Annotated in this window: 21 protein-coding genes and 2 pseudogenes; 17 read left to right on the forward strand and 6 right to left on the reverse strand. The window is 68.0% G+C overall.

Features of this window, described 5'->3' with window-relative positions; all coding sequences use genetic code 11:
* The first annotated feature begins 66 nt into the window (after positions 1-66).
* From IT882_RS06015 to IT882_RS06025, 3 genes are read left to right on the forward strand one after another with little or no spacing between them, the layout of a single operon-like run.
* Complete coding sequence (locus tag IT882_RS06015) at positions 67-1428, forward strand: GAF domain-containing protein (protein ID WP_195693578.1); 1362 nt, start codon at positions 67-69, stop codon at positions 1426-1428.
* A complete protein-coding gene (locus tag IT882_RS06020) occupies positions 1425-1676 on the forward strand; it encodes a sensor histidine kinase (RefSeq protein WP_195693579.1) in 252 nt (83 codons plus the stop codon). The genes IT882_RS06015 and IT882_RS06020 overlap by 4 nt, the downstream gene beginning before the upstream one ends.
* Entirely contained in the window at positions 1673-2302 is a 630-nt protein-coding gene (locus IT882_RS06025) for a response regulator (RefSeq protein WP_195693580.1), read from the forward strand. The genes IT882_RS06020 and IT882_RS06025 overlap by 4 nt, the downstream gene beginning before the upstream one ends.
* Before the next feature lie 331 nt (positions 2303-2633).
* Here the strand turns inward: IT882_RS06025 and IT882_RS06030 are convergent, their stop codons facing one another.
* Entirely contained in the window at positions 2634-4247 is a 1614-nt protein-coding gene (locus tag IT882_RS06030) for an acyl-CoA dehydrogenase family protein (RefSeq protein ID WP_195693581.1), read from the reverse strand.
* Positions 4248-4350: 103 nt separating this feature from the next.
* Between IT882_RS06030 and IT882_RS06035 the strand changes: the two genes are divergently transcribed.
* The 4 genes from IT882_RS06035 (at position 4351) to IT882_RS06055 (ending at position 7597) form a co-directional block, all read left to right on the forward strand.
* Entirely contained in the window at positions 4351-5130 is a 780-nt protein-coding gene (locus IT882_RS06035; RefSeq protein ID WP_195693582.1) for a glycosyltransferase family A protein, read from the forward strand.
* Positions 5131-5141: 11 nt separating this feature from the next.
* A complete protein-coding gene (locus IT882_RS06040) occupies positions 5142-5627 on the forward strand; it encodes a prepilin peptidase (RefSeq protein ID WP_195693583.1) in 486 nt (161 codons plus the stop codon).
* A 67-nt stretch (positions 5628-5694) separates the two neighbouring features.
* Positions 5695-6951 carry a YihY/virulence factor BrkB family protein gene (locus IT882_RS06045; RefSeq protein WP_229382341.1) on the forward strand — a complete coding sequence of 419 codons (1257 nt, stop codon included), beginning with the start codon at positions 5695-5697 and terminating at the stop codon, positions 6949-6951.
* Between the two features lie 16 nt (positions 6952-6967).
* On the forward strand, positions 6968-7597 hold the full coding sequence (locus IT882_RS06055; protein WP_195693584.1) for a CYTH domain-containing protein: 630 nt from the start codon (positions 6968-6970) through the stop codon (positions 7595-7597).
* Between the two features lie 15 nt (positions 7598-7612).
* Here the strand turns inward: IT882_RS06055 and lpdA are convergent, their stop codons facing one another.
* Positions 7613-9013 (reverse strand): dihydrolipoyl dehydrogenase, encoded by a 1401-nt coding sequence (lpdA, locus tag IT882_RS06060; RefSeq protein WP_195693585.1) that lies wholly within the window; start codon positions 9011-9013, stop codon positions 7613-7615.
* Between the two features lie 123 nt (positions 9014-9136).
* Between lpdA and IT882_RS16395 the strand changes: the two genes are divergently transcribed.
* The 3 genes from IT882_RS16395 (at position 9137) to IT882_RS06075 (ending at position 10976) form a co-directional block, all read left to right on the forward strand.
* A complete protein-coding gene (locus tag IT882_RS16395) occupies positions 9137-9646 on the forward strand; it encodes an FHA domain-containing protein (RefSeq protein ID WP_418887773.1) in 510 nt (169 codons plus the stop codon).
* A complete protein-coding gene (locus tag IT882_RS06070) occupies positions 9646-10338 on the forward strand; it encodes a MerR family transcriptional regulator (protein ID WP_195693586.1) in 693 nt (230 codons plus the stop codon). Before IT882_RS16395 ends, IT882_RS06070 begins: the two co-directional genes overlap by 1 nt.
* A 92-nt stretch (positions 10339-10430) precedes the next feature.
* The gene (locus IT882_RS06075) at positions 10431-10976 is read left to right on the forward strand and encodes a MerR family transcriptional regulator (protein WP_195693587.1); all 546 of its coding nucleotides are present in this window, start codon (positions 10431-10433) and stop codon (positions 10974-10976) included.
* Positions 10977-11055: 79 nt separating this feature from the next.
* On the opposite strand, the pseudogene IT882_RS06080 reads toward IT882_RS06075, so the two are convergent.
* Positions 11056-11837, reverse strand: a pseudogene (locus IT882_RS06080) (ParA family protein); the annotation flags it as partial.
* Between the two features lie 71 nt (positions 11838-11908).
* On the opposite strand from IT882_RS06080, the gene IT882_RS06085 reads away from it, so the two are divergent.
* From IT882_RS06085 to IT882_RS06095, 3 genes are read left to right on the forward strand one after another with little or no spacing between them, the layout of a single operon-like run.
* A complete protein-coding gene (locus IT882_RS06085; RefSeq protein WP_195693588.1) occupies positions 11909-15316 on the forward strand; it encodes a pyruvate carboxylase in 3408 nt (1135 codons plus the stop codon).
* Between the two features lie 44 nt (positions 15317-15360).
* The gene (locus tag IT882_RS06090) at positions 15361-16824 is read left to right on the forward strand and encodes a MinD/ParA family ATP-binding protein (protein ID WP_195693589.1); all 1464 of its coding nucleotides are present in this window, start codon (positions 15361-15363) and stop codon (positions 16822-16824) included.
* Positions 16825-16831: 7 nt separating this feature from the next.
* Entirely contained in the window at positions 16832-17323 is a 492-nt protein-coding gene (locus tag IT882_RS06095) for a peptide deformylase (RefSeq protein ID WP_195693590.1), read from the forward strand.
* 19 nt (positions 17324-17342) lie between these two features.
* On the opposite strand, the gene IT882_RS06100 is transcribed toward IT882_RS06095, so the two are convergent.
* Positions 17343-19169 carry an AMP-dependent synthetase/ligase gene (locus tag IT882_RS06100; RefSeq protein ID WP_195693591.1) on the reverse strand — a complete coding sequence of 609 codons (1827 nt, stop codon included), beginning with the start codon at positions 19167-19169 and terminating at the stop codon, positions 17343-17345.
* A gap of 199 nt (positions 19170-19368) precedes the next feature.
* Here IT882_RS06100 and IT882_RS06105 point away from each other — a divergent pair.
* Together IT882_RS06105 and IT882_RS06110 are read left to right on the forward strand one after the other, a co-directional pair.
* Positions 19369-20081: pseudogene (locus tag IT882_RS06105) on the forward strand (lysophospholipid acyltransferase family protein).
* A 4-nt stretch (positions 20082-20085) separates the two neighbouring features.
* Positions 20086-21423 carry a class II 3-deoxy-7-phosphoheptulonate synthase gene (locus IT882_RS06110; protein WP_195693592.1) on the forward strand — a complete coding sequence of 446 codons (1338 nt, stop codon included), beginning with the start codon at positions 20086-20088 and terminating at the stop codon, positions 21421-21423.
* Positions 21424-21544: 121 nt separating this feature from the next.
* On the opposite strand, the gene pknB is transcribed toward IT882_RS06110, so the two are convergent.
* Positions 21545-23503, reverse strand: a complete 1959-nt coding sequence (gene pknB, locus IT882_RS06115) for a Stk1 family PASTA domain-containing Ser/Thr kinase (RefSeq protein WP_195693593.1) — start codon at positions 23501-23503, stop codon at positions 21545-21547.
* Positions 23504-23637: 134 nt separating this feature from the next.
* Here pknB and IT882_RS06120 point away from each other — a divergent pair, with 134 nt between their 5' ends.
* Positions 23638-23979, forward strand: a complete 342-nt coding sequence (locus tag IT882_RS06120; protein ID WP_418887783.1) for an Rv2175c family DNA-binding protein — start codon at positions 23638-23640, stop codon at positions 23977-23979.
* A 76-nt stretch (positions 23980-24055) separates the two neighbouring features.
* Here the strand turns inward: IT882_RS06120 and IT882_RS06125 are convergent, their stop codons facing one another.
* Positions 24056-25150 (reverse strand): polyprenyl synthetase family protein, encoded by a 1095-nt coding sequence (locus tag IT882_RS06125; protein ID WP_195693594.1) that lies wholly within the window; start codon positions 25148-25150, stop codon positions 24056-24058.
* Between the two features lie 66 nt (positions 25151-25216).
* Here IT882_RS06125 and IT882_RS06130 point away from each other — a divergent pair, with 66 nt between their 5' ends.
* Positions 25217-25585 carry a DUF3040 domain-containing protein gene (locus IT882_RS06130; protein WP_195693595.1) on the forward strand — a complete coding sequence of 123 codons (369 nt, stop codon included), beginning with the start codon at positions 25217-25219 and terminating at the stop codon, positions 25583-25585.
* The last annotated feature ends 30 nt before the right edge of the window (positions 25586-25615 follow it).

Genomic DNA, 25615 nt, shown 5'->3' on the forward strand with positions numbered 1-25615 from the left:
CACAGGGTCGAAGGTCCCGCGCTAGAATCCAGGCGAGGGAGCCGACGGACAGGAACGGGGCACCGGGTGGCCGATATCGAGGCACGACTTCGCAGCCTCCTGAAGGCGAACGCGGCTGTCGTGAGCCAGCTAGAACTGTCGGCGGTGCTGCGCCGGATCGTCGAATCGGCGGTGGAACTGGTCGGCGCGAAGTACGGCGCACTCGGGGTGATCGGGCCTGACGGGATGCTCGAGGAGTTCATCCACGTCGGGCTGACCACCGAGGCCGCCGACGCCATCGGGCCGCCTCCGCGCGGCCGCGGCGTGCTGGGCGCCCTCATCCACGATCCCCACCCGATCCGGCTCGAGCACATCGGACACGACCCGCGCTCCGTCGGATTCCCGCGAAACCACCCGCGGATGGACAGCTTCGTCGGCGTCCCCATCCGGATCCGCGGCGAGGTGTTCGGAAACCTCTACCTCACCGAACACCCCGACGGCGCCTTCACCGAGGAAGACACCGAACTGCTCGAGGCGCTCGCAGCGACAGCCGGCATCGCGATCGACAACGCGCGCCTGTACGAAGACTCCGTGCGGCGCGAACGGTGGGCAGCCGCGGCAGCCGAAATGAGCGCCGCCATGTTCTCCGATGAGACCGGCAGGCCGCTGCAGCTGCTGGCCGACAAGGTCCTGCAGCTCACGGATGCCGCCACCGTCGTGGTGATCTCGTCGATCAGTGACACCATGATGTGTGTCGAGGTCGCGCGTGGCCAGCACGCCGATGAACTCACCGGTGCGGTTCTCGCGCAAGCCGGCACCCTCTCGGGGCGCGTCTTCGACAGTTGGCAGCCGCTGCAGGCCAGCGGTGACACCGTCGAACTCGGCGATGAACTCGTGGCGTGGGGCCCCACGGTGGTCGTGCCGATGCTGGGTGCCGACGGTGCGCCCATGGTGCTCACTGTCGGGCGCCCCGTGGGCTCGCCCCGGTTCACCGACAAGGATGTGGACCTCGCCGCCGACCTCGCCGCTCAGGCCACGATCGCGCTCGAGCTTGCGCGCGGCAGGTCCGACCGGCAGGCGCTCGCGCTCATGGACGAGCGCGGTCGCATCGCCCGTGACCTGCACGACCACGTCATCCAGCGGCTGTTCGGTGCGGGGTTGTCGCTGCAAGCCGTCGCGGGCAGGGTCGGCGACGCGGCGGCCCGGAGCGAACTGCTCGAACAGGTCGATGCGCTCGATGCCGCGATCACCGAGATCCGCACGGTGATCTTCGCGCTGCGTCAACCGCGCGCCTCGTCAGGATCGGTCAGGCACCGCATCGTGGACGTCATCAGCGAGGTCGCGCCGTCGTTCTCGGAATCCCCGCGGCTCGTCTTCCAGGGCCCGCTCGATCTGCGCACGCCCCCGACGTCGCCGAAGACGTCGTCGCGGTCGTGCGCGAGGGAGTGAGCAACGTCGCCCGTCACGCTCGGGCGACCGAGACCTCGGTGCGGGTCGGCATCGCCGACGAGATGCTGGTCGTCGAGATCCTCGATGACGGAGTCGGCGTGCCCGAATCGCCGTCCCGACGCAGCGGGGTGGGTAACCTTGAGGATCGCGCCGCGCGCTGGAACGGGGAGTTCGTCCTCACCGGCCGCGACGGCGGCGGCACCCGCCTACGGTGGGCGGTGCCTCTGGCCCAGGGAGAGACCACATGATCCGAGTGTTCGTGCTCGATGACCACGAGATCGTCCGTCGTGGGGTCGTCGACCTGATCGACGCCGAGCGTGACATGGAAGTGATCGGCGAGGCATCCACGGCCCGGCAGGCGCTGGGCCGTATCGCCGCGACCATGCCCGATGTCGCGGTGCTCGACATGCGGCTTCCCGACGGCAGCGGCATCGACGTGTGCCGCGAGATCCGCTCGCAGCACCCGAGCGTCACGTGCCTCATCCTCACGGCCTATGACGACGACGAGGCAGCCTACTCGGCGGTGCTCGCCGGGGCCGCCGGCTACGTCCTGAAAGACATCAAGGCCAATGGCCTGCTCGACGGCATCCGTGCCGTGGCCGCCGGCAAGAACCTGCTCTCGTCGGCTGCCGCGACGCGCGTGCGCGAGCAGGCGCGTGAGACCCGGCCCAGCACGCCCGGCGTCGACCTGACCGACCGCGAACGTCAGGTGCTCGAGCTGATCGCCGAGGGGTTGACCAACCGGCAGATCGGGGAGCGCCTCGACCTCATGGAGAAGACGGTCAAGAACTATGTGACCGGCCTGCTGCGAAAGCTCGGCATGGAGCGGCGCACACAGGCTGCCGTCTACGCCACGTCGCTGCGCAGCAACTGAGCCGCACACCAACTGAGCCGCACACCAACTGAGCCGCACACAGTGAGGCCGTCGCGGCACCCGGTGACGAGTCGGGCGCCGCGACGGCAGACGTGGGGGAGGCTTGCAGATCGACGGCGGGCCCTCTGCACCAGGTTTGGGTTATCCGCCGGATACCTCTTCCCACGTGCGTCGCCGAACATCGTCCAGCGACGAAACCTGTCATCCTCGGTGGGGCCTCGGACGACTTTTGTGGTCTGACATCAGAGTGCCGTACGACCCCGACCCCGCCATAGGGTCTTTGGTCCCAGGGTCCCCGATCTTCGAGATCGGGGACGGATGTCGAGGCCGCTCAGGCGCGGGCCGCGATGGATGCCGCATCCGTGCCGGGCGGGAGGATGCCGTAGAGGTGACCGTCGCCGGCAAGGCGGGACCCGATGAACGCGTCGGCTACCGGTGCGGGTGCATGACGGGCCAGCAGCGACCCCTGGAGCCCGAGCGCGAGGGCGCTCACCAGTTCGCGGGCCCGCGCCTCACGGGCATCATCGCGTGCCAGTTCGGCGACCAGCTCGCGGGTCCGTCGCAGGTGGGCGTCCAGGCGTCGATGAGCGCCGGCTGCCCGCGCCAGTTCGGCATCGAATGCCTCGAAGCTCTGCGGGTCGCGTGAGAGCGCCCGCAGCACGTCCAAGGCGATGACGTTGCCCGACCCCTCCCAGATCGCCATGACGGGCTGCTCGCGATACCGCATCCCGAGCGGGAACGCCTCGGTGTACCCGTTGCCGCCCAGGCACTCCATGGCCTCGTACGCATGCCCGGGTCCGCGCTTGCAGATCCAGTACTTCGCGACAGCCGTCGCCAGACGGCGGAAGGCCACCTCTTCGGCCGACGCGTCGTCGTCGTAGGCGCGAGCCAGGCGCACCGAGGTGGCGGTCGCCGCCTCGGTCTCCAGCTGCAGATCCGCGATCACCTGCGTCATGAGGGGCTGCTCGATCAGCCGCGCACCGAAAGCGGCGCGATGGCGAACGTGCCATGCCGCCTCGGCCGTCGCCTGCCGCATCCCCGCCGTCGAGCCCAGCACGCTGTCAAGACGAGTCCGGGTGACCATCTCGATGATCGTGCGGACGCCGCGGCCCTCCTCGCCGATAAGGAATGCCCGGGCGCCCTCGTACTCGACTTCGCTGGAGGCGTTGGCCCGGTTTCCCACCTTGTCTTTCAGGCGACGGATGCGGATCTCGGTGCGTGATCCATCGGGATGCAGCCGGGGCAGGAGGAAGCACGACAGACCCCCCGGTGCCTGGGCGAGCACGAGGAAGGCATCCGACATGGGCGCCGAGCAGAACCACTTGTGCCCCGTGAGTTCGTACTCGCCACCGCCGATCGGTGTCGCGATCGTGGTGCCGGCGCGCACATCGGACCCGCCCTGCTTCTCGGTCATCGCCATCCCGAACAGCGCGCTGCGCTTGCCCGGAACGAGGTCCGGTTCGTAGTCGGTGCTCAGCAGTCTCGGCATCCACTCCCGGGCACGCTCCGCGTGCGCGGCGATGACCGGAACCGCCGCGTGCGTCATCGACACGGGGCAGGCGTGGCCCGGCTCCACCTGCGCGTACAGCATGAACGCTGCCGCGCGCGCGACCGATGCCCCGGGTCCCGGATGCCGGAACGCGCCGGTGTGGGCCCCGTCGGCGACCGCTGCACCGATGATCCGGTGATACGCGGGGTCGTACTCGACCTCATCGAGCGGTCGGCCGTAGCGGTCGTGGGTGTGCAGCACCGGCTCGATCCGGTTCGCCCGGGCCGCATCGCGTTGGAAGGCAGCGGAGCCGACGTGCCGCCCGATCCGGTGCAGGCGTTCGGCGGCATCCGCCGCTCCGTACGCCTCGACACCCTCCCTCAGCGCGGCGTTCGCCTCGTACTCGTCGAGCGCCGTGCGTTCGGGCACCTGGTTGGTCACCTCGTGAGTTCTCATCCGACTCCCTTGTCCGTTCGTCCACGGTAAGCCCGTGGGCCCCGCAATGGATGCCGGATGCGGCGCTCCCGGCATCCGCGATCCTCGCCGGTAGGGTGAGGGGGTGACATCGGCGCTGCGCATCTCGGTCGTCATCCCGTGTCGCAACGACGCCGAGTTCCTGCGCGAATGCCTGCTGGCGCTGCAGAACCAGGAGCGCCCCGCCGACCGCATCATCGTGGTCGACAACGGCAGCACCGACGACTCGGCGGCAGTCGCCCGCGAGGCAGGCGTCGAACTGATCGACGAACCCCTCGTGGGGATCTGGCCCGCCGCGGCCCGCGGATACGATGCGGCACTGCCCACGAGCGACATCATCGCCCGGCTGGATGCCGACTCCCGCCCGCACCCCGACTGGCTCGCGCGCATCGACGCGGCCTTCGGCGCCGAGGACGCGCTCGGGGTCATCACCGGCGGCGCCGAGTTCTACGGCACCGGCAGGGTCATCGGCTACCTCGGCGAGCACTGGTACATCGGCGGGGGCAGGTTCTGGGTGAACCTGTGGCTCGGCATTCCCCTGGTGTTCGGATCGAACTTCGCGATGCGCTCGGCCATCTGGCACCGCGTCCGCGAATCGGTCGACCGCAACAACCCCCGCATCCACGACGACCTCGACCTCACGATCCACCTGCGCGAAAGCGACGGGGTCCGCTGGGACCGCACCCTGACGATGCCCGTCTCGGCTCGCCCCCTGATCTCGGTGCGGGGGCTCGCCCGTCGCGTCGGACGGGTCGTGCCGACCTTCGCCGCGAGCTGGCCGGCGGGTGCTCCCTGGCGACGCCGCGACGACAGCTATCCACAGGAAGGTCAGGACGGCGAAGACGAGGGAGTCGCGGTCACCTAGGCTCAGGCCCCATGCCGACGATCTCGACCACACTCACGGTCGCAGCCTTCGCGGCGTTCGCCGCCATCGGAGCGGCCCTCGCGATCGTCGACATCCGCACTCATCGCCTTCCCAACCGACTCGTCGCGCTGGCCGGCGCGTCAGGTCTCGTCTTGCTGATCGGTGCCGCGGTGACCGGCGGCAGCATCCACGCCCTGCTCCGCGGCGTGCTCGCGGCGCTGGTGCTGCTCATCGCCTACCTGGCACTGCGGATGCTCTCAGCCGGCGGTGTCGGTGGTGGCGACGTCAAGCTCGCCGCCGTGATCGGGCTGTACCTCGGGTGGCTCGGCTGGGGGAGCGTGGTGGTCGGCACACTCGCCGGATTCATGCTCGGCGGTGTCTTCGCCGCAGGGATGCTGCTCACTCGCCGGGCGGATCGCCGCACCGCCGTCGCGTTCGGGCCGTGGATGATCGCCGGTGCCTGGGTGGCCATCGCGCTCGCCGTGTCGCGGCGCTGACCGTCACGCCGTGTCAAGCCCCCGACCGTCACACCGTGTGGGGGACCTTCCCGGTTAGCCTGGAACCATGCCGGCCGCCCTGAAGACGTTCATCGCCGCCGCGATCAGGTGGGCGCTCTCGCTGCGCATCGTGCGTACCATGCTGCTCTACGGTGAGCGCCGGGGGCCCGTCCTCGCCGACAGCGTCACGTACCGCGCGCTGTTCTCCATCTTCGCTGCGGTCCTTCTCGGGTTCTCGGTCGCCGCGTTGTGGCTCGCCGGCAATCCCGAAGCGTGGAACGCCCTCGTGAACGCGGTGAACTCCGTGATCCCGGGTCTCATCGGCGAGAACGGCGTCATCCGTGAGCAAGACCTGCGATCGGGTTTCGATGAGTTCCAGTCGGGCCTGTCGATCGCGGCGATCATCGCGGTCATCGGTCTCGTCTTCGCCGCGATCGGGGCCGTCGGCACGCTCCGCTCGGCTCTCCACCTGATCGGAGGGACCGTCATGGGCGGCGGGTTCTTCCTCTGGGTGATCCTGCGCAACTTCGCGATGGCTGTCGGAGTCGCGGCAGCGATCGTCGCTACCGCGGCGATCACCTACTTCGGAACCGCCGGTGTCTCCCTGGCCCTGGACTGGGTGGGAATCGACTCCAACACGCTCATCGCCGATGTCATGACCCGTGCCGTCGGAATCGTCACGGTGTTCGTGCTGGATGCCGCACTCATCGCCGCGATCTTCCTCGTCCTCGGCGGCGTCCGCCCACCCGCACGGGCGCTGTGGGCCGGGGCCTTCCTCGGCGCACTGGGCCTGACCGTCCTGCAGCAGTTGTCGGGCCTGTTCGTGCAGGGCGCCGAATCCAACCCTCTCCTCGGTGCCTTCGCCACCCTCGTGGCACTGCTGCTGTGGCTGAACTTCTCGGCGCAGGTCATCCTCATCGCCTGCACGTACATCGTCGTGGCATCCGAGGAGGCGCAGGGCGTCGTTCCCGCAGCCCCGCCCCTGACCTTCGCGCAGCGGCGACTGCGTCGTGCCCAAGCCGGCGCCCGGTCGGCCACCGCCGAACTTCTCGAGGCACGCGCCGCCGCGATCGCCGAGGCGGGAGAGCTCGGGGATTATGCTCGGGGCATGGCCATTGCACGACTTCACGGAGGCCCGCTCGACGGGCAGGTCCTGCCCCTGGAAGCGCCCGACGCGGACACGATGATCGTCCCTTACGGCGAGGGTCAGGTCATCTACGAGCGACGTGGCGCCCTCGAGCACACCGGGGATCACGACGGACCCACCGAAGGAGAGTTCTTCTTCGTGGAGTCCACCGAAGACATCGCGCCCTCCGACGACTGATCCTGCCGTCGCAGCGATGGAGCCCTCGCAGTCTCTCGAGGTCGAGATCACCTTCGACGTCGACCCGGGAACCACCGTGCCCGATTGGACCCAGGTCCCACTGGTCGCCGGCGTCGCCGACCCCGAGGTGCGCGAACTCGACGCCGTCTACTTCGACACCGCCGACTACGTCCTCGGCAGAGCCGGCTACGCGCTGCGGCGCCGCGAGGGCGGACACGACGCGGGCTGGCACCTGAAAGGACCCCGCGAAGGTTCGGGTCGCATGGAGACCGGCTGGCCGCTCGACATCGGCGGCGCGGCATCCGTGCCGGGCGTTCCTGCTGCGATCGCCGCGCACATCGCAGAGTTGACGACCGCTCCGCTGGTCGTGATCGCACGGATCCGCAACACACGAACCGCGTACGTGCTGAGGGATGCCGGCGGCGGCGTCCTCGCAGAAATGGTCGACGACCGGGTGCACACGCGCGACGAGCAGCGCGGCATCGAGCAGGCCTGGCGTGAATGGGAGATCGAACTCGGCGCCTCCGCTCCCGAGGATGCGGAGGCTCGATCCGCGTTCTTCGCCGCCGTTACTGACGCGGCATACGCCGCAGGGGCGCGCGAAGCATCGAGTGAGTCGAAGCTTGCACGCGCCCTGGGCGTGTGAGACCTGACCTGCGGGTCAGATGTTGATCATGTGGCCGGCAAGGCCGTGGAATGCCTCCTGCACGGCTTCGGACAGCGTCGGATGCGTGTGGACGTTCCGTGCGGCCTCGAGGGCGGTGAGGTCCCACTTCTGGGCCAGGGTCAGCTCGGGAAGAAGCTCCGAGACATCCGGTCCGATCATGTGGGCGCCGAGGAGTTCGAGGTGCTCGCCGTCGGCGATGACCTTCACGAAGCCGACAGCCTCGCCCAGACCGTTCGCCTTGCCGTTCGCGCTGAAGGGGAACTTCGCGACCTTCACGTCGTAGCCGGCATCCCGTGCCTGTGCCTCGGTGAGGCCGAAGCTGGCCACCTGCGGCGAGCAGAACGTCGCACGCGGCATCATGCGGTAGTCGCCGAGGGCCATGGTCTCGGCCTTGCCGATCGTCTCGGCAGCGACAACGCCCTGTGCCTCGGCGACGTGGGCCAGCTGCAGCTTTGCCGTGACATCACCGATCGCGTAGATGTGCGGCACGTTCGTGCGCATGTAGTCGTCGATGTCGATGGCACCGCGGTCGGTGAGCTTCACCCCGGTCTTCTCGAGTCCGAAGCCCTCCACGCGCGGGGCGAACCCGATCGACATGAGCACCTTGTCGGCGTCGATCGAGCCCTGCGCGCCGTCGTTGTTGCCGGTGTAGGTCACCGTCACCTTGTCGCCGTGGTCGGTGACGCTCTCGACCTTCGTGGAGGTCAGGATGTCGACCCCGAGCTTCTTGTACTGCCGCGCGATCTCCTTCGAGACCTCGGCATCCTCGTTGGGCAGCGCACGGTCGAGGAACTCGATGATCGTCACCTCGACGCCGTAGTTCTTGAGGACGTACGCGAACTCCATGCCGATGGCGCCGGCGCCGACGATCACGATGGACTTCGGCAGTTCGCGGGTGAGGATCTGCTCCTCGTAGGTCACGACGTTCTCGCTGAGGCTCACGCCCGGCAGCAGGCGCACCGTGGAGCCGGTCGCGATGATCGCGTTGTCGAACGTGACGGTCTCGGTGCCACCCTCGGAGGTCTTCACCTCGATCGTGTGGTCGTCGACGAACGAGCCACGGCCGTCGTACTCCGTGATCTTGTTCTTCTTCATCAGGTAGTGGATGCCCTTGACGTGGCCGGTCGCCACCTCGCGGCTGCGGTCCCAGGCGACGCCGAAGTCGAAGTGCACGTCACCCGAAATGCCGAACAGATCGGCCTTCGCGTGGAACGTGTGCGCCAGGTCGGCGTTGCGCAGCAGCGCCTTCGAGGGGATGCACCCCACGTTCAGGCACACGCCGCCCCAGTACTTCTCTTCGATGACCGCTGTGGAAAGTCCCAGCTGAGCGCTGCGGACGGCCGCGACATACCCGCCGGGGCCGGCACCAAGGATGACGACGTCGTAGTGAGGCATGCTGCCAGCCTATCGCTCGCAGCGGAGCCGCCGGCGCCACCGAACGAGGATCATCTGGCACGCCGAGCACTCGACATCCGGTGAGCAAATCCGACTATCCTGGGGAGCCTGAGGAGGCACCCCGTGGAACACAATGCGCCCGCTGAACCCGACGACATCCGTCGTGCCTCCGGCGACCCCGGAACCGCCGTTCCCGGTGGTCGGGGGGCTGACACGACAGTCTCGTTCGGACACGATTCCGACCTGTCGTTCGTGCCGTTCGGCAGTGAGCTGACCGAGATCGAGCTCGAGGCCATCGACGCGTTGCCGTCGGGATCGGCGCTCATGATCGTCCGGTCGGGGCCCACCGCCGGCGCCCGCTACCTGCTGGATGCCGACGTGACGACCGTCGGCCGCCACCCTGAGGCCGACATCTTCTTCGATGACGTGACGGTCTCGCGTCGTCACGCAGAGATCACCCGCTCCGGTACGACATTCGAGCTGGTCGACCAGCGCTCACTCAATGGCACGTACGTCAACGGAGAGCGCGTGGACCGAGCAGTCCTCACGAACGGCTCGGAAGCGCGTGTGGGCAAGTTCCGATTGAACTTCTTCGTCTCGCCGGCCGACCTCGAGCCCGCGGCGGACCAGTGATGGCGGGTGTTCCCGCCCGTGATCGCGCCTCGTCTGCGGGGCTTCTGAGCATCGGCCAAGTCCTCGCGCGGCTCTCTCCCGAATTCCCCGGGCTGAGTTCGAGCAAGTTGCGCTTCCTCGAAGTGCAGGGCATCGTCACCCCCACGAGGACCGAGTCGGGCTACCGCAAGTTCGCTCCCGCCGATGTCGAGAGATTGCGGCTTGCGCTCACGCTGCAGCGCGATCACTATCTGCCGCTTCACGTCATCCGTGGGTATCTCGACGATGTGGATGCCGGACGCGATCCTGTCACTCCGATCCCTGCGCCGCCGACCTCGATCGTCGCGGCACCCCGCCGCTACCGGCGCGACGAATTGCTCGCCGCCGCCGGGGCCGCACCGCAGCTGCTCAACGACGCCATCAGCACGGGAGTGATCGCTGCAGCGGAGAGCTACACCGAGCAGACTGTGGCGTTGCTGCGGTGCCTGGTCGCCCTCGATCGCCACGGGATCGAGCCGCGCCACATCCGGACGCTTCGCCAGAGCGCCGAGCGCGACGCGGCACTCGTCGAATCTGCAGTCGCCCCGCTCGCGCGTCGCACCGACGCCACCTCGCGGGGAAGAGCCGAGGAACTCGCGCCCGAACTGGCGCGCCGTCTCGAGGAGGTACGCTCGATCTTCCTGCGCTCTGCCCTCGAGCGATTCCTCTCCTAGGGCGACACGCCGAGACGCAACGGCCGGATGTCGTTGCCCGAGCCTCTCGGCTGATCTAGCGTTGACATGTCCGATCGAACTGGGAGGTGGCCATGACGGCACGCGAGGCGGAGTCGACGCCAAGCCTGACGGCAGACCTCTTGTTCACCGACGGCCTTCCCGCCCTCGACGACGAGGTCGGTTACCGCGGAGCTGTCGCAGCGCGGGCAGCCGGCATCACGTACCGGCAGCTGGACTACTGGGCCCGCACCGAGCTCGTCGAGCCGACCGTGCGCGGCGCATCCGGTTCCGGCTCGCAGCGGCTCTACGGTTTCCGCGACATCCTCGTCCTCAAGTTGGTCAAGCGCCTCCTCGACACCGGTATCTCGTTGCAGCAGATCCGCACTGCGGTCGAACAGCTGCGCGCTGCCGGCATCCGTGACCTGGCGGGTACGACGCTCATGAGCGATGGCGCATCGGTGTACCTGTGCACCTCGAACGACGAAGTCATCGACCTCGTCAGCCGCGGTCAGGGAGTGTTCGGCATCGCCGTCGGCAAGGTGTGGCGCGAGGTCGAGTCGACGCTGGTCGAGTTCGACACGCAGGTCCCGGAGACCCTCGACGAGCTTTCCGCGCGTCGCGCCGCCCGCTCCGCCTGAGCCAAGTCTTCGCGACGTATCGCCGTCGGCCCTGACGTATCGAGCGTTCGGGGTCAGGAAGCTGCGGCGTCGGGGAGGGAATCCGCCCGGTGCGCATGACGCGATCGAGGATCGCGTCGAAGTCGGCAGCCAGCTCCTGTGCCGAGTCTCCCGGCCAGATGTGCAGGGGCTTTGCCGCGCCCTGAGCCTGCTGCAGCGATGTGCGCTCGGGCAGCTGCGGCGACAGGACGAGCGGGCCGAACATCTCGCGCAGTTCTTTGATGCGGAACTGGTGCTCGATCGACTGCGGGCGGACGCGGTTCACGACGATGCCCAGCGGCTGTAGTCGGGGGAGAGGCCGCGGCGGATCTCTTCGATCGCACGCAGTGCCCGGTCGGCGGCCGCCACCGAGAACAGACCCGGCTCGGTGATGACGATGACGCGATCGCTTGCTGCCCACGCCGTGCGCGTGAGGGCGTTCAGCGAGGGAGCGCAGTCGATGAGGACGAGATCGTAGTCGGCCTCGATGGTCGCGAGAGCTTCCTCGAGCTTCCAGACGTCGCGGACGCTCGGATGCGGGCCGTCGAAGTTGATCGCCGAAGGCGACCCGATCATGACATCGATCGTGCCGGGGTGGACCTTCGCCCACCCGCTGGCGGTGATCGCCTGACGGACGACCTTCTCTTTCGGATTGGCCAGGACGTCGGCGACGTTGAGCTTTCCCGCGACCTGGATATCCATGCCGGTGGAGACATCCGACTGGGGGTCGAGGTCCACCACGAGGGTGCGGACACCTCGGGCGAAGGCGGCGGAGGCAAGCCCCAGCGTGACAGTGGTCTTGCCGACACCACCCTTGAGCGAGCTCACCGACAGTACGTGCACGAGGCTCTACGTTACCGTCCCCTAGGCTGGGTGCACACTCAGGCAGGCCCCGTCACCAACAGCGAGGTGTGATGTTTCGCAAGATCCTGGTAGCAAACCGTGGCGAGATCGCGATTCGAGCCTTTCGTGCGGCGGTCGAACTGGGAGCTCGCACCGTCGCTGTCTATCCGTATGAGGATCGCTACTCGCTGCACCGGTTGAAGGCCGACGAGGCCTACCAGATCGGGGAGCGGGGACATCCGGTACGGGCGTACCTGGATGTCGACGAGATCATCCGCGTCGCACGCGAAAGCGGTGCCGACGCGATCTACCCCGGGTACGGCTTCCTCTCCGAGAACCCGGACCTCGCCGAGAAGGCTGCGGCAGCCGGCATTACCTTCATCGGGCCTCCCGCCGCCGTCCTCGAGATGGCCGGCAACAAAGTCACCGCGAAGCAGCACGCCGTGAGCGCCGGGGTCCCCGTGCTGAGGTCGACGGATGCCTCGGACGACGTTGACGCGCTCGTGGCCCAGTCCGCCGACATCGGCTTCCCGATCTTCGTCAAGGCCGTCGCCGGTGGTGGCGGGCGCGGGATGCGCCGGGTCGAGACCCCCGACGAGTTGCCGCCCGCTCTGGCCGAGGCGATGCGCGAGGCCGGCAGCGCTTTCGGAGACGCGCGCGTCTTCCTCGAGCAGGCCGTGCAGCGTCCCCGCCACGTCGAGGTGCAGATCCTGGCCGACAAGACCGGGCACACGGTGCACCTATTCGAACGGGACTGCTCGGTGCAGCGCCGTCACCAGAAGGTGATCGAGATCGCCCCCGCGCCGAACCTCGACCCGACCGTTCGCGACGACCTTCACCGCTACGCCGTCGCCTTCGCCGAATCGATCGGGTACGAGAACGCGGGCACTGTCGAGTTCCTGCTCGAGACCGCGGGCCCGCGCACGGGTGAGGTCGTCTTCATCGAGATGAACCCCCGCATCCAGGTCGAGCACACCGTGACCGAAGAGGTCACGGATGTCGACCTCGTCCAGTCCCAGATGCTGATCGCCTCGGGCACGAGCCTGGAGGAGCTGGGGCTTCAGCAGGAGCGGATCCGTCTTCGGGGCGCCGCCCTGCAGTGCCGGATCACGACCGAAGACCCCACGCAGGGTTTCCGCCCCGACACCGGCAAGATCACGACTTACCGATCGCCGGGTGGTGCCGGCATCCGCCTGGATGGCGGCACGACTGCGGCCGGCTCGCAGATCAGCCCGCACTTCGACTCGATGCTCGCCAAGCTCACCTGCCGCGGGCGCGACTTCGGCGCCGCCGTGCTGCGGGCCCGGCGCGCGCTGGCCGAGTTCCGCATCCGCGGGGTCTCGACCAACATCCCGTTCCTGCAGGCGGTGCTCGAAGACCCTGCCTTCCTCGTCGGAGACCTCTCGACCTCGTTCATCGACGAGCGCCCCGAGCTGCTGCGCGGACGCGAGTCCAAGGACCGCGGATCCAAGATGCTGAACTGGCTGGTCGACGTCACCGTCAACCGCCCCAACGGCGAGAACCCGCTGACGGTCACTCCCGCGCTGAAGCTCCCCACGATCGATCTGACGCAGGAGCCGCCCGCCGGTTCGCGCCAGCGCTTGCTCGAAGTGGGCCCGGAGGGCTTCGCGCGCGCCCTGCGCGAACAGACCCCGCTCGCGGTCACCGAGACCACCTTCCGTGATGCGCATCAGTCGCTTCTTGCCACGCGGGTGCGCACGAAAGACCTCGTCGCCGTGGCCCCTTACGTCGCTCGGCTCACACCCGAGCTGCTCTCGGTCGAAGCGTGGGGCGGCGCCACCTACGATGTCGCACTGCGTTTCCTCGGCGAGGACCCCTGGGAGCGTCTCGACCGGCTCCGCGAGGCCCTGCCGAACGTTGCGATCCAGATGCTCCTTCGCGGGCGGAACACGGTGGGCTACACGCCGTACCCGACCGAGGTGACGGATGCGTTCGTCGCCGAGGCCGCCGCCAGCGGCGTCGACATCTTCCGCATCTTCGACGCCCTCAACGACGTGTCTCAGATGCGTCCCGCGATCGATAGCGTGCTGGCAACCGGAACGGCTGTCGCCGAGGTCGCGATGTGTTACACCGGCGACCTGCTCAGCCCCGCTGAGGACCTCTACACCCTCGACTACTACCTGCGGCTGGCCGATCAGATCGTCGAGTCCGGTGCGCACATCCTCGCGATCAAGGACATGGCGGGACTGTTGCGGCCGGCGGCGGCATCCGCGCTCGTCAGCGCGCTGCGCGAGCGGTTCGATCTGCCCGTGCACGTCCACACCCACGACACCGCCGGCGGGCAGCTCGCGACGCTCCTGGCGGCCTCCGCCGCGGGTGCGGATGCCGTCGATGCGGCAGCCGCTCCGATGGCCGGAACCACGAGCCAGCCCTCGCTGTCGGCGCTCGTGGCAGCCCTGGCCAACACCGACCGAGACACCGGGATCGACCTCACGGCGGCATCCGATCTCGAACCGTACTGGGAGGCGGTCAGGCACCTCTATCGCCCCTTCGAGTCCGGTCTTCCGGGCCCGACCGGGCGTGTCTACCGGCACGAGATCCCCGGCGGACAGCTCTCGAACCTGCGTCAGCAGGCGATCGCCCTGGGCCTTGCCGAGGACTTCGAGCTCATCGAAGACCTGTATGCGGCTGCCAACGACATCCTTGGTCGCGTGCCGAAGGTGACGCCGTCGTCGAAGGTCGTCGGTGACCTCGCGCTGCACCTCGCTGCCGTCAAGGCCGACCCCGCTGACTTCGCGGCCAACCCCGAGCGCTATGACATCCCGGACTCCGTCGTCGGTTTCATGGCCGGCGAACTGGGCGACCTGCCGGGCGGATGGCCCGAGCCGTTCCGCTCGAAGGTCCTGCAGGGGCGTGAGCGTCGCGTCGCGTCGGCCCCGCTGAACGCCGAGGATGCCGACAAGCTCGCCGGTTCCTCGGACGAGCGGCGTGCGACTCTCAACCGGCTGCTTTTTCCGGCGCCGACCAAGGAGTTCGAGAGCGTTCGTGACACGTTCGGTGACGTGAGCGTCCTCGACACCGTCGATTACCTCTACGGGCTCGAACACGGCGCAGAGCACGTCGTGGAGATCGAGCGCGGTGTGCAGCTGTTCGTCGGTCTGGAAGCGATCGGTGAAGCCGACGAGAAGGGCATGCGGACCGTCATGACCACGCTCAACGGTCAGCTTCGTCCCGTGTTCGTGCGAGACCGCAGCATCTCGGTCGAGGTACGACAGGCTGAGAAGGCCGACACCTCGAAGCCGGGCCAGGTGGCCGCGCCCTTCGCGGGAGTCGTGACGCTGAAAGCCGCCGAGGGGGACCGGGTTTCTGCCGGTCAGCCGGTCGCCTCGATCGAAGCGATGAAGATGGAAGCGGCCATCACCTCGCCGGTTGACGGAGTCATCGAACGACTCGTGATCGGGTCACCGCAGCACGTGGACGCCGGTGATCTTTTGCTCGTCGTACGACCCGCCGGATAGCCTGAGGGGCGGCGCATCGCGCCAATCGACGGCAGGGAGAGCACGTGGCAGATCGATCGGACTCGGAACGAGCGGAGACCGAAGAACACGGCGTCCTCGATGAGGAGCGGGTGGACACCTCCGGGATCTTCCTCGGCGGGTCGACCGCGCAGGTCAGTGTTGCCTTTCCGGTGCCCGCCGATGATGACGACGCCATCGACGAGGATTTCGAGGAAGCGTCCGGTCAGGAACGCGTCGTGGCGGGCCTCAGCGAACCCGAGCACACCGATACAGCAGAAGCCGAGATCATCGATGACCTCCCCGTTTCTGTGGCGCACGCTCACCACGACGCCGACGTGCACGACGTCGAGATCGAGGATGCCGCTGCCGAGGACGTGGCAACCGACACGCCCGAGGCTGCTGCCCCCGCCGAGCAGAACGTGGCGACCGACGGGGCCGAGACCGCTGCCCCCGTCGAGCGTGTCGCCGTTCCTGTGGCCCAGCCGGTTCGCGCCGTGGAGCCCTCGCCGGTGGCCTTCGATGTCACGCTCGCCTCGAAGCGTCTGGGTGAGCTGGAGGTCAGCCGCGAAGGCGCCGATGTGCTGACCGCTGACCGGCTGCTCGACCCGCATCACGTCACGAAGGTCGAACCCGAGGGGTTCTGGCAGACCGCGCTGTACCGGGCGTCGGGCACGCTCATCAACCTCGGTGACAGCAAGCGGGCACGCGCAAGCAAGGAACTGAGCAGACGCATCGCGGCGCCCCTTCCCGGTGGAGCCCGGTTCGTCCCGGTGCTCAGCCGCAAGGGCGGGGTCGGCAAGACCACGGTGACGACCCTTCTGGGGATGGCGCTGGCCGATGCGCGCGATGATCGCGTGGTCGCCGTCGATGCCAACCCCGACCGCGGCACGCTCGCGGAGCGCATTTCGCGCACCAGCGGCAAGACAATCCGTGACCTCGTGCGCATCAAGGACGACGTCGTCGGGTACAACGACCTGTCGACGATCGTCGCGCGTGACGAGACGCGTCTTGACGTCCTCGCCTCGGATGCCGACCCGCGCGTTTCCGAGGCGTTCGGCGACGATGACTACCGCGCCGCTGCGGAGGTCGCAGCGCACTACTACTCCGTGGTGCTTACCGACACCGGCACGGGCATCGTGCACTCCGTCATGGCGGCAACGCTCGAACGCGCTGATTCTCTCGTCGTCGTGGCGGGCCTCAGCATCGACGAGGCGCGCCTGGCATCCGAGACCCTCACGTGGCTTGAGACCAACGGCTACGGCGCCCAGGTACGCGGCGCCGTCGTGGTGCTCAACACCACCCGACCCGGCTCGCCGCTGGTTCGGGCAGACGAGGTCGAGGCGCACTTCCGCACGCGTGTCCGCTCTGTCATCCGGATGCCGTACGACTCCCACATCGCGTCGGGTGCCGCCATCGGTTTCCACGAGATCCACCCCGCCACGCGCGAAGCAGCACGTCAGCTCGCGGCGGCGGTCGTCGAGTCCCTGCGCGTCCCGGCGACGGTCTGAGGCTCAGATGGCAGTTCGTCCCATTCGTGTGTTCGGTGACCCCGTCCTGCGCTCGCCCTGCGCCCCGATCGAGTCGATCGATGAGGGGACGAAGGCGCTGGTCGCCGATCTGCTCGACACCGTCGAACTGCCGGGGCGCGCGGGAGTCGCTGCTCCCCAGATCGGCGTGGGCGTGCGTGCCTTCAGCTACAACGTGGACGGCGAGATCGGCTACATCCTGAACCCCGTGCTCGTCTCGGTCTCGGGGGAGCCCGACCTCGTGGGCGAGGGGTGCCTCTCGGTGCCGGGTCTGTGGCACGACACCCTGCGGTATCCGCACGCGGTCGTTCACGGCATCGATCTCGACGGTAACCCCGTGGTGCTCGAAGGCGACGGGCTCATGGCCCAGGCGCTCCAGCACGAGACGGATCACCTCGACGGGAAGCTCTACCTGGACAGGCTGGACCCCGCGCGTCGCAAGCAAGCGATGCGCGAGGTCCGCGAGTCCGACTGGTTCTGAGCCTGTCAGGCGCTGACGGTCAGGACAGCGACACGTTCGAGGTCGAGACCGGCACCGAGTAGAGCTCGTCGACCTCGTCGCTGAAGTCGGCCATGATCACGTTGCGCTTGATGCTCATCTTCGGCGTCAGGTGACCGCTGGCCTCGGTCCACTCCGTGGGCAGGATGACGAACTTGCGGATCGACTCGGCGCGCGAGACGAACGCGTTGGCGACATCGATGGCCTTCTGCACCTCGGCGCGAACAGCCTCGTTCGAGGCCGCGTCGTCGAGGGACATGTCGGCCGGGAGCCCATTGTTGGCAAGCCACGTCGGCAGCATCTCGGGATCGAGAGTCACCAGCGCCGAGATGAACGGCTTCTGGTCGCCGACCACGACCACCTGCCCAACGATGGGGTTTGCCCGGATGGGGTCTTCGAGCGCGGCAGGGGCGACGTTCTTGCCGCCGGCCGTGACGATGATCTCCTTCTTGCGGCCGGTGATCCGCAGGAACCCGTCCTTGTCGAAGGCGCCGATGTCGCCGGTCTTGAACCACTCGCCGTCGAAGGCCGCGGCGGTCGCCTCGGGATTGCGCCAGTACTCCTGGAACACGTCGATGCCGCGGACTTCGATCTCGCCGTCCTCCGCGATCCGCACACCGACGCCCGGAAGCACCGGTCCGACAGTCCCGATCCGAGACTTTCCGGGCAGGTTGACCGTCGCGGGAGCCGTCGTCTCGGTCAGGCCGTAGCCCTCGAGGATGTCGACGCCGATACTGTGGAAGAAGTGGCCGAGACGCTCACCCAGGGGAGCAGACCCCGACACGGCGTACTCGATGCGACCGCCCATTGCCTCCCGAAGCTTGGAGTAGACGAGCTTGTCGAACAGGCGGAACTTCAGGCCCATCATGAACGGCACCCGACGTCCTTCCTGGACGTACTTGGAGTGCTCGATCGCCGTGTGGGCCGCCGTGCGGAAGATCTTGCCCTTGCCGCCGGCTTCCGCCTTCTGCTCAGCGGAGTTGTAGACCTTCTCGAACACGCGCGGCACCGCCAGCAGGTAGCTCGGCTTGAACGAGCCGAGCGCGGGCAGGAGCTGCTTGGTGTCGGGCTGGTGGCCGGTCTTGACGCCCGCGTGGACGTTCAGGATCGAGATGAGACGCGCGAACACGTGAGCGGTCGTGATGAACAGCAACGTGGAGACCCCGGGCTTGGCGACGACCTCCTTGAGGGCCTCGGCGGAGTTGCGCGAGAGCTCGACGAAGTTGCTGTGGGTCAGGACGCATCCCTTGGGCCGCCCGGTCGACCCGGACGTGTAGATCAAGGTCGCGATGTCGGCGCCCACGGCGATCGAGCGGCGCCGTTCGATCTCGTCATCCGTGATCGCGGTGCCCTTCTCGATGAGCGCGTCGAGATCGCCGTTGTGCATCGCCCACGTCGAGCGCACGTTCGGGAGCTCGGCGAGGGCCTCCTGAAGACGGGCTTCGTGATCGGCCGACTCGCAGATGCAGGCGACCGCGCCCGAATCCGACAGGTTCCAGGCGATCTGGGTGGAGGAGCTCGTCTCGTAGATCGGAACCATGACGGCTCCCGCGAAGAAGATCGCGAAGTCGACGAGGGTCCATTCGTAGGTCGTGCGGGCGATGAAGCCGACCTTGTCGCCGGGCTCGATGCCACCGGCGACCAGTCCCTTCGCCAGCGCGACGACCTGATTCAAGAACTCGGATGCGGTGATGTCGCGCCATCCGTCGCCGTCGGGGACGGCGAACAACGCGAGTTGCGGCGTCTTCTTCACCCGTTCCACGAGCAGATCGGTGATGTTGGCTTGCGGGTCGGGGGCCACGACCGCGGGGGTATCGAACTGAACCACGGCAACTCCTTCGGTACCGGTGAAAAGCGGATCGGTTGACCGCCAATGCTACCTGATGAGACTCAATCTCAGCCGGGATGACACCACGTTCCAGTCCGGAAATGTGCTGGCGCGGCTCGGGAATCGGTGTTCTCAGCACGAGAGTACGGCGTGACTAGACTTCAGAGGCATCTGCGACGGGGAAAGGAGCGTGCGAGCGGTGTTCTACTGGCTCATGAAGTACGTGGTCATCGGCCCCATCGTGAAGGCGATCTTCCGCCCCTGGATCGTGGGACGGCGCAACATCCCCAAGACCGGCGCTGCGATCCTCGCGAGCAACCACCTCTCGTTCGCGGACTCGATCTTCCTTCCCCTCATGATCGACCGCCCCGTGACGTTTCTCGCCAAGAGCGACTACTTCACCGGCAAGGGGATTCGGGGGTGGGCGACGCGCGTGTTCTTCAAGGCCACCGGGCAGCTTCCCATCGACCGTTCCGGCGGCAAGGCCTCCGAGGCATCCCTCAACACCGGGCTCCAGGTCCTGGGTCGCGGCGACCTCTTGGGCATCTACCCGGAGGGCACACGCAGTCCCGACGGGCAGCTCTACCGCGGGCGCACCGGCATCGCCCGGATGGCCCTGGAAGCCCGCGTCCCCGTCGTGCCGTGCGTCATGGTCGACACCGACACCATGATGCCCATCGGGCAGCGGGTCCCCAACGTCGTGCGCGTCGGTGTGATCATCGGTGAGCCGCTCGACTTCTCGCGCTTCCACGGCATGGAGGGGGACCGGTACATCCTCCGCTCCATCACCGACGAGATCATGGTCGCTCTGCAGCGGCTGGGGAGCAGACCTACGACGACGTGTACGCCTCGACGGTCAAGAACCGCGCGGTAGCGCCGCGCTCCGAGCCGGTTCCCGCCCCGATAGACTGAGCGGATGCTCCTGAAGACCGACCCGCTCGACCACTGGCGCACTCTCCCCATCAAGCAGCAGCCGTCGTGGTATGCGCCGGAGGCTGCAGCTGAGGTGTCCGCTGAGCTCGCGACGCTTCCCCCGCTCGTGTTCGCCGGTGAGGTCGACATCCTTCGCGAGAAGCTCGGCCGCGCCGCTGCGGGTCAGGCTTTTCTGCTGCAGGGCGGTGACTGCGCCGAGACCTTCGCGGGCGCGACTGCTGAGCAGATCCGCAACCGCATCAAGACCGTGCTCCAAATGGCGGTCGTCCTGACGTACGGCGCATCGATGCCGGTCGTCAAGATGGGGCGCATGGCCGGGCAGTTCGCCAAGCCCCGGTCCTCTGACACCGAGACTCGCGGCGACGTGACGCTGCCGGCCTACCGCGGCGACATCGTCAACGGCTACGACTTCACCGAGGCCTCGCGGCGCGCAGACCCGGCTCGGGTGCTGAAGGCGTACCACACCGCCGCGTCGACGCTCAATCTGATCCGCGCCTTCACGCAGGGCGGTTTCGCGGACCTTCGCGAAGTGCACAGCTGGAACAAGGGCTTCGCGCAGAACCCCGCCAACCAGCGTTACGAGCGCCTTGCGACCGAGATCGACCGTGCCATCAAGTTCATGGAAGCGGCCGGAGCCGACTTCGATGAACTGCGTCGTGTCGAGTTCTACACCGGCCACGAGGGCCTGCTCATGGACTACGAGCGCCCGATGACCCGCATCGACTCGCGCACGGGCACGCCGTACAACACGTCAGCTCACTTCCTCTGGATCGGGGAGCGCACGCGCGACCTCGACGGCGCGCACGTCGACTACTTCTCGCGCATCCGCAACCCCATCGGGGTCAAGCTCGGGCCCACGACGACTCCCGAGACGGCTCTCGCGCTCATCGACAAGCTCGATCCCGAGCGCGAACCCGGTCGCCTCACCTTCATCACCCGCATGGGCGCGGGCAAGATCCGTGACGCGCTCCCGCCGCTGCTGGAGGCCGTCAAGGCATCCGGTGCGATGCCGCTCTGGGTCACCGATCCGATGCACGGCAACGGGATCACGTCGCAGACCGGCTACAAGACGCGCCGGTTCGATGACGTCGTCGACGAGGTTCGCGGATTCTTCGAGGCGCACCGCGCTGTCGGCACCTTCCCCGGCGGCATCCACGTCGAACTGACCGGTGACGACGTCACCGAGTGCCTCGGCGGCTCGGAGAAGATCGACGACGCCGGTCTCGCGACGCGGTACGAGTCGCTGTGCGATCCGCGACTGAACCACATGCAGTCGCTCGAACTGGCGTTCCTCGTGGCTGAGGAGCTGGAGAAGCGCTGAGCGCTGAGGAGCTCGCGAAGCGCTGAGCGCGGGCTTCCAGCTGAGCATTCGTGCCAGCTGAGGGGTCCGTTGTCAGTCGGGGTTCGCCGTGTCGGGGTTCGCCGTGAGGTGACGGGCGGCGTCAGCCGTTCCCGCCGCCGTTACCGCCCGCGATCCCGATGTCGGTGATCGTGATGACGGTTCCGGGCACATGGAAGGTGCCCGCTCGCGGATCGATTTCGTTGACGCGGAAGACGTCCCAGAGGCTTCCCTCGGGCAGTGCCGTCTCGGCCTGGAATCCGGCATCTTCGAGCACGGTGACCGCGTCCCGCACCGACAGCCCGATGACGGCAGGCACCTCGACCGGCTGGACACCCTTAGACACGACGAGCGTCACAGTGTCGCCGGGTCGCCACTGCCCGCCATCCGGGTGATCGGCAATGCCGATGACCTCGCCGGCGGCGACGTCGTTGTCGTACTGGTCGATGGTTTCGCCCGACACGCCCAGGCCCGCGTCTTCGAGCGTCTGCGTGGCTGCTGCAACCGACATGCCACGAACATCCGGCACCGGGCCCAGTGAGACGGTCATGGTGACGGTGTCGCCTTCGAACGCCGTGCAGCCGTCCGTGCAGTTGACCGCATCCCCGCCCAGGCGCGGTGTGAGCGAGACGGCGACGACCGTCCCGGCGGCGGCGTCGGAGAACAGCTCGGCGTCGGGTTCGGTGACGATGAGCTGATAGCCGGTGAGCGTCGCGCGGGCCTCGGTGGCGGGCTGACCGGCCACGGCCGGGATGTCGTGCTGAGCGGGTCCGAGCGACACGATGACCTGGACAGTCGACTCCTTGTCGACGCGTTCGCCGACCGGAGGGTCGGTGCGGATGACGAGGCCCTGTTCGACCTCCAGGCTGTTTTCGCCGACCTGTTCGGGAACGAGGTTCTGCGCCGTGATCGCGTCAGCCGCACTCTCATAGTCGAGTCCTGCGACGGCAGGGACGGGCACCTGTGACCCCGGCCCTGACCCGAACCACCAGCCGACGCCGGCGGCGAGTGCCGCGAGAAGGATGACGACCGCCACGATCCACGCGGTGCGCGCGCCTTGGCGAGTCGCCGAGCGCCGCAGGCGCGCCGCGTTGTCGATCTCGGCGCCGGGCAGGGTGAGGTTTCCGGTCGTCGCCGGAAGAACCTTCGTGAGCTCGCTGGGATCCTCGCGGTCGATCAATCCCGACGTCGCCGCCGCGACGATGTTCGGCGAGATGCCGAGGCTGCGCTCGATCTCTCGCAGCCGCTGCAGCATCTCCATCGCGTCGGCGGGGCGATCGTCGGGCTTCTTCTCCGTCGACCACAGCACGAGCTCATCCAGCTGCTCGGGAACTCCGGGGTTCTTGACGCTCGGGCGGGGGACCGAGTCGGTGGCGTGCTGAAACGCGATCTGCATCGGCTGCTCACCGCGATAGGGCTGCTCACCCGTGAGCATCTCGTAGAGCATGATGCCGAGGCTGTAGATGTCGCTTCGGGCGTCGGCGGTCCCGCGGGTGACCAGCTCGGGTGCGAGGTAGGCGATCGTGCCCATGAGCTGCGCGCCCGTTGCCGTGTTCGCGCTCGTCGCCCGCGCAAGGCCGAAGTCGCCGATCTTGATGCGGCCGTCCTCTGCCAGCAGCACGTTCTCGGGTTTGACGTCGCGGTGGATGATGCCGGCTCGGTGGGCTGCGGCAAGGCCGGAGAGCACGGCATCCATGATCGAAATCGTCTGCGGGACGGTCAACCGCTTCTCTTCGCGGAGCAACTCGCGCAAGGTGATGCCGGGCAGGTACTCCATGACGAGATACGCGATCTCGCCGTCGCTGCCCTGGTCGAAGACGTTCACGACGTGCGGGTCGGCGAGGCGCGCGGCAGCGCGGGCCTCCTGGATGAACCGACTCTGGAAAACCGTGTCATCGCTCAGGTGCCCGTGCATGACCTTGAGAGCGACGCGTCGCTCCAGGCGCAGATCCGTTGCGACATAGACGGTGGCCATGCCACCGCGGGCGATGCGGGCGCGCACCCGGTATCGGCCGTCGACGAGACGGCCGATCAACGGATCGGTTTGCGCGCTGGTGCTCACGGACCGAGTCTACGGAGCGCGAGCGGCCTGGCCTGGGAGCGGCTCACAGAAGCGGCCGAGCAGTCTTCGGCTTCGACGGGCGGGGGAGAGCGGTGAAGGAGCGCGCTCGTGGTGAGATCATGGCTGTCGTGACCATCCCATCCCCTGTTACCGAAACCGCCTGGCTCACGATGCCCGACCTCGTCGAGGTGATCGGCGAACCGCTCGGTCGCGTGCGCCGTCTGCTGGACGAGTCGCAGCTGATCGGCTCCAAGCGCCACGGCGCCTTCGCGGTGCCGGCGGTGTTCATCATGGACGGCCGCCCGCTGCCGTCGCTGCGCGGGACCATCATTGTGCTCCACGACGTCGGATTCAGCGACGACGAAGCAATCGACTGGATGCTCACGCTCGATGACACGATCGGCGTGGCTCCGATCGAGGCGCTTCGGGCCGGGCGCAAGAGCGAGGTTCGACGGGTCGCCCAAACACTCGCGTGAGTGCAGGCGCTCGCCTCAGTGCAGGCACGCGCTCGAGGTCCCGGGCTCGGCCGTGATCCCCTCAGGTGATCCGCCCTCAGGTGGTCCGCACTGTCGCTGCGCGGGCGAGGTCCCGGAGTTCACTGACAGAGCGATGTCCGAGCGGCACGCCTGAGAGCGCACGCTCGGCCCTGCGCGTGTAGTCGGCGATGAGCGCTTCGACCCGCTCCAGTGCACCGGTCTCGCGGATGGTCTGCTGCATCGCCGCGATCTGCTCCGGCTCGAGGGTCGGATCGCCGAGCATCTCATCGAACAGGCGCCGCGACCCGGGCGAGAGGGCTTCCCGTGTGTAGGCGACCAGAACCGTGCGCTTGCCTTCGCGGAGGTCGTCGCCCGATGGCTTGCCCGTCGATTCAGCGTCACCGAAGACCCCGAGGACGTCATCCCGCAGTTGGAACGCCATGCCGACCGGGTGACCGAAGGCGATGAGGGCCGCTCGCTGCGTCGCATCCGCGCCGGCGATCGCGGCCCCGATGACGAGGGGCTGCTGGATGCTGTATCGCGCCGACTTCAGCGATGCGACGCGCAGGGCGCGCTCGGCGTGGCGATCGTCGGCCTCCGTCACGTAGGCCGACTCCTCGGCCACGTCCAGGAACTGACCGATCGTCACCTCGCGGCGCATCAGGGCGAACTCCCGGCGGCTGGCCGATGCGGCAGCTGGATCCGCGGCGGCAAGCCCCTCCTCGAGGAGGTCATCGCTCCACGCCACCAGAAGGTCGCCGAGCAGTAGCGCACCCGACCGTCCAAACCGGGCGGGGTCACCGACCCAGCCTCGCTCGCGATGGGCGGCCTCGAGCGCGCGATGCGCGGCGGGGCGGCCACGGCGAGTATCGGAGTTGTCGACGATGTCATCGTGCACGAGGGCGGCGGCGTGGAACACCTCGAGCGCCGCGGCCGTCGCCAGCACGTCGTCGGTCGGCGTCAGGTCCGCACCGGTGTGCTCACGGACCGCGCGCCAGCCGGCGAAGCAGAACCGGGCACGCAGGCGCTTGCCGCCTCTCACGGCGTCGGCGCCGGCCCCGTGCAGCAAGATCGCTTCGTCGCCGAACAGCTCAGCCTCGGCCTCCCGGACCTCCAGGAAATCTTCGACTCGCTGAGAAACTGCCGCAACCGCATCACTACCTACTGACACGGGCCTAGCCTAGTAATCGACGGCGCGCGTAGAATCGTGCCACCGATCCAGCCCGAGGGGGATCTCATGCCACTCTCCGAACAGGAGCAGCGTCTGCTCGACGAGATGGAGCGCCATCTCATGCGCAACGACGCGGATGTCGTTTCGGCGTCCGGCGGCGGCGGTGGTCTCTCCTACCGCAATGTCGTGTACGGCACGATCTTGGTTCTCGCCGGCATCGGCGCCCTCATCGTCGGCGTGGCACTGCAGCTGATCGTCGTCGGTGTTCTCGGATTCCTCGCCATGATCGCCGGCGTCATCGTCGCCGTTACACCGGCAAAGCGCGCCGATGGCGACCAGGTACGCACGGAGCAGGCTCCCGCTGCCAGCCGCACCAGTGCAAGCTTCATGGATCGCATGAACGAACGCTGGGACCGCCGCCAGGAAGGTCACTGACCGGAGGCCCGAAGAGCCCTCCACTCCGCT

Origin of the sequence: Microbacterium schleiferi, assembly GCF_015565955.1 — a bacterium.
Classification (GTDB): domain Bacteria; phylum Actinomycetota; class Actinomycetes; order Actinomycetales; family Microbacteriaceae; genus Microbacterium; species Microbacterium schleiferi_A.

Excerpts from the sequence above, each read along its gene's own strand:
- IT882_RS06030 (WP_195693581.1), bottom strand. The coding sequence starts at position 4,247 with ATGAGAACTCACGAGGTGACCAACCAGGTGCCCGAACGCACGGCGCTC.
- IT882_RS06040 (WP_195693583.1), top strand. The coding sequence starts at position 5,142 with ATGCCGACGATCTCGACCACACTCACGGTCGCAGCCTTCGCGGCGTTC.
- lpdA (WP_195693585.1), bottom strand. The coding sequence starts at position 9,013 with ATGCCTCACTACGACGTCGTCATCCTTGGTGCCGGCCCCGGCGGGTAT.
- IT882_RS06055 (WP_195693584.1), top strand. The coding sequence starts at position 6,968 with ATGGAGCCCTCGCAGTCTCTCGAGGTCGAGATCACCTTCGACGTCGAC.
- IT882_RS06025 (WP_195693580.1), top strand. The coding sequence starts at position 1,673 with ATGATCCGAGTGTTCGTGCTCGATGACCACGAGATCGTCCGTCGTGGG.
- IT882_RS06045 (WP_229382341.1), top strand. The coding sequence starts at position 5,695 with ATGCCGGCCGCCCTGAAGACGTTCATCGCCGCCGCGATCAGGTGGGCG.
- IT882_RS06085 (WP_195693588.1), top strand. The coding sequence starts at position 11,909 with ATGTTTCGCAAGATCCTGGTAGCAAACCGTGGCGAGATCGCGATTCGA.
- IT882_RS06110 (WP_195693592.1), top strand. The coding sequence starts at position 20,086 with ATGCTCCTGAAGACCGACCCGCTCGACCACTGGCGCACTCTCCCCATC.
- IT882_RS06095 (WP_195693590.1), top strand. The coding sequence starts at position 16,832 with ATGGCAGTTCGTCCCATTCGTGTGTTCGGTGACCCCGTCCTGCGCTCG.
- IT882_RS06130 (WP_195693595.1), top strand. The coding sequence starts at position 25,217 with ATGCCACTCTCCGAACAGGAGCAGCGTCTGCTCGACGAGATGGAGCGC.
- IT882_RS06070 (WP_195693586.1), top strand. The coding sequence starts at position 9,646 with ATGGCGGGTGTTCCCGCCCGTGATCGCGCCTCGTCTGCGGGGCTTCTG.
- IT882_RS06075 (WP_195693587.1), top strand. The coding sequence starts at position 10,431 with ATGACGGCACGCGAGGCGGAGTCGACGCCAAGCCTGACGGCAGACCTC.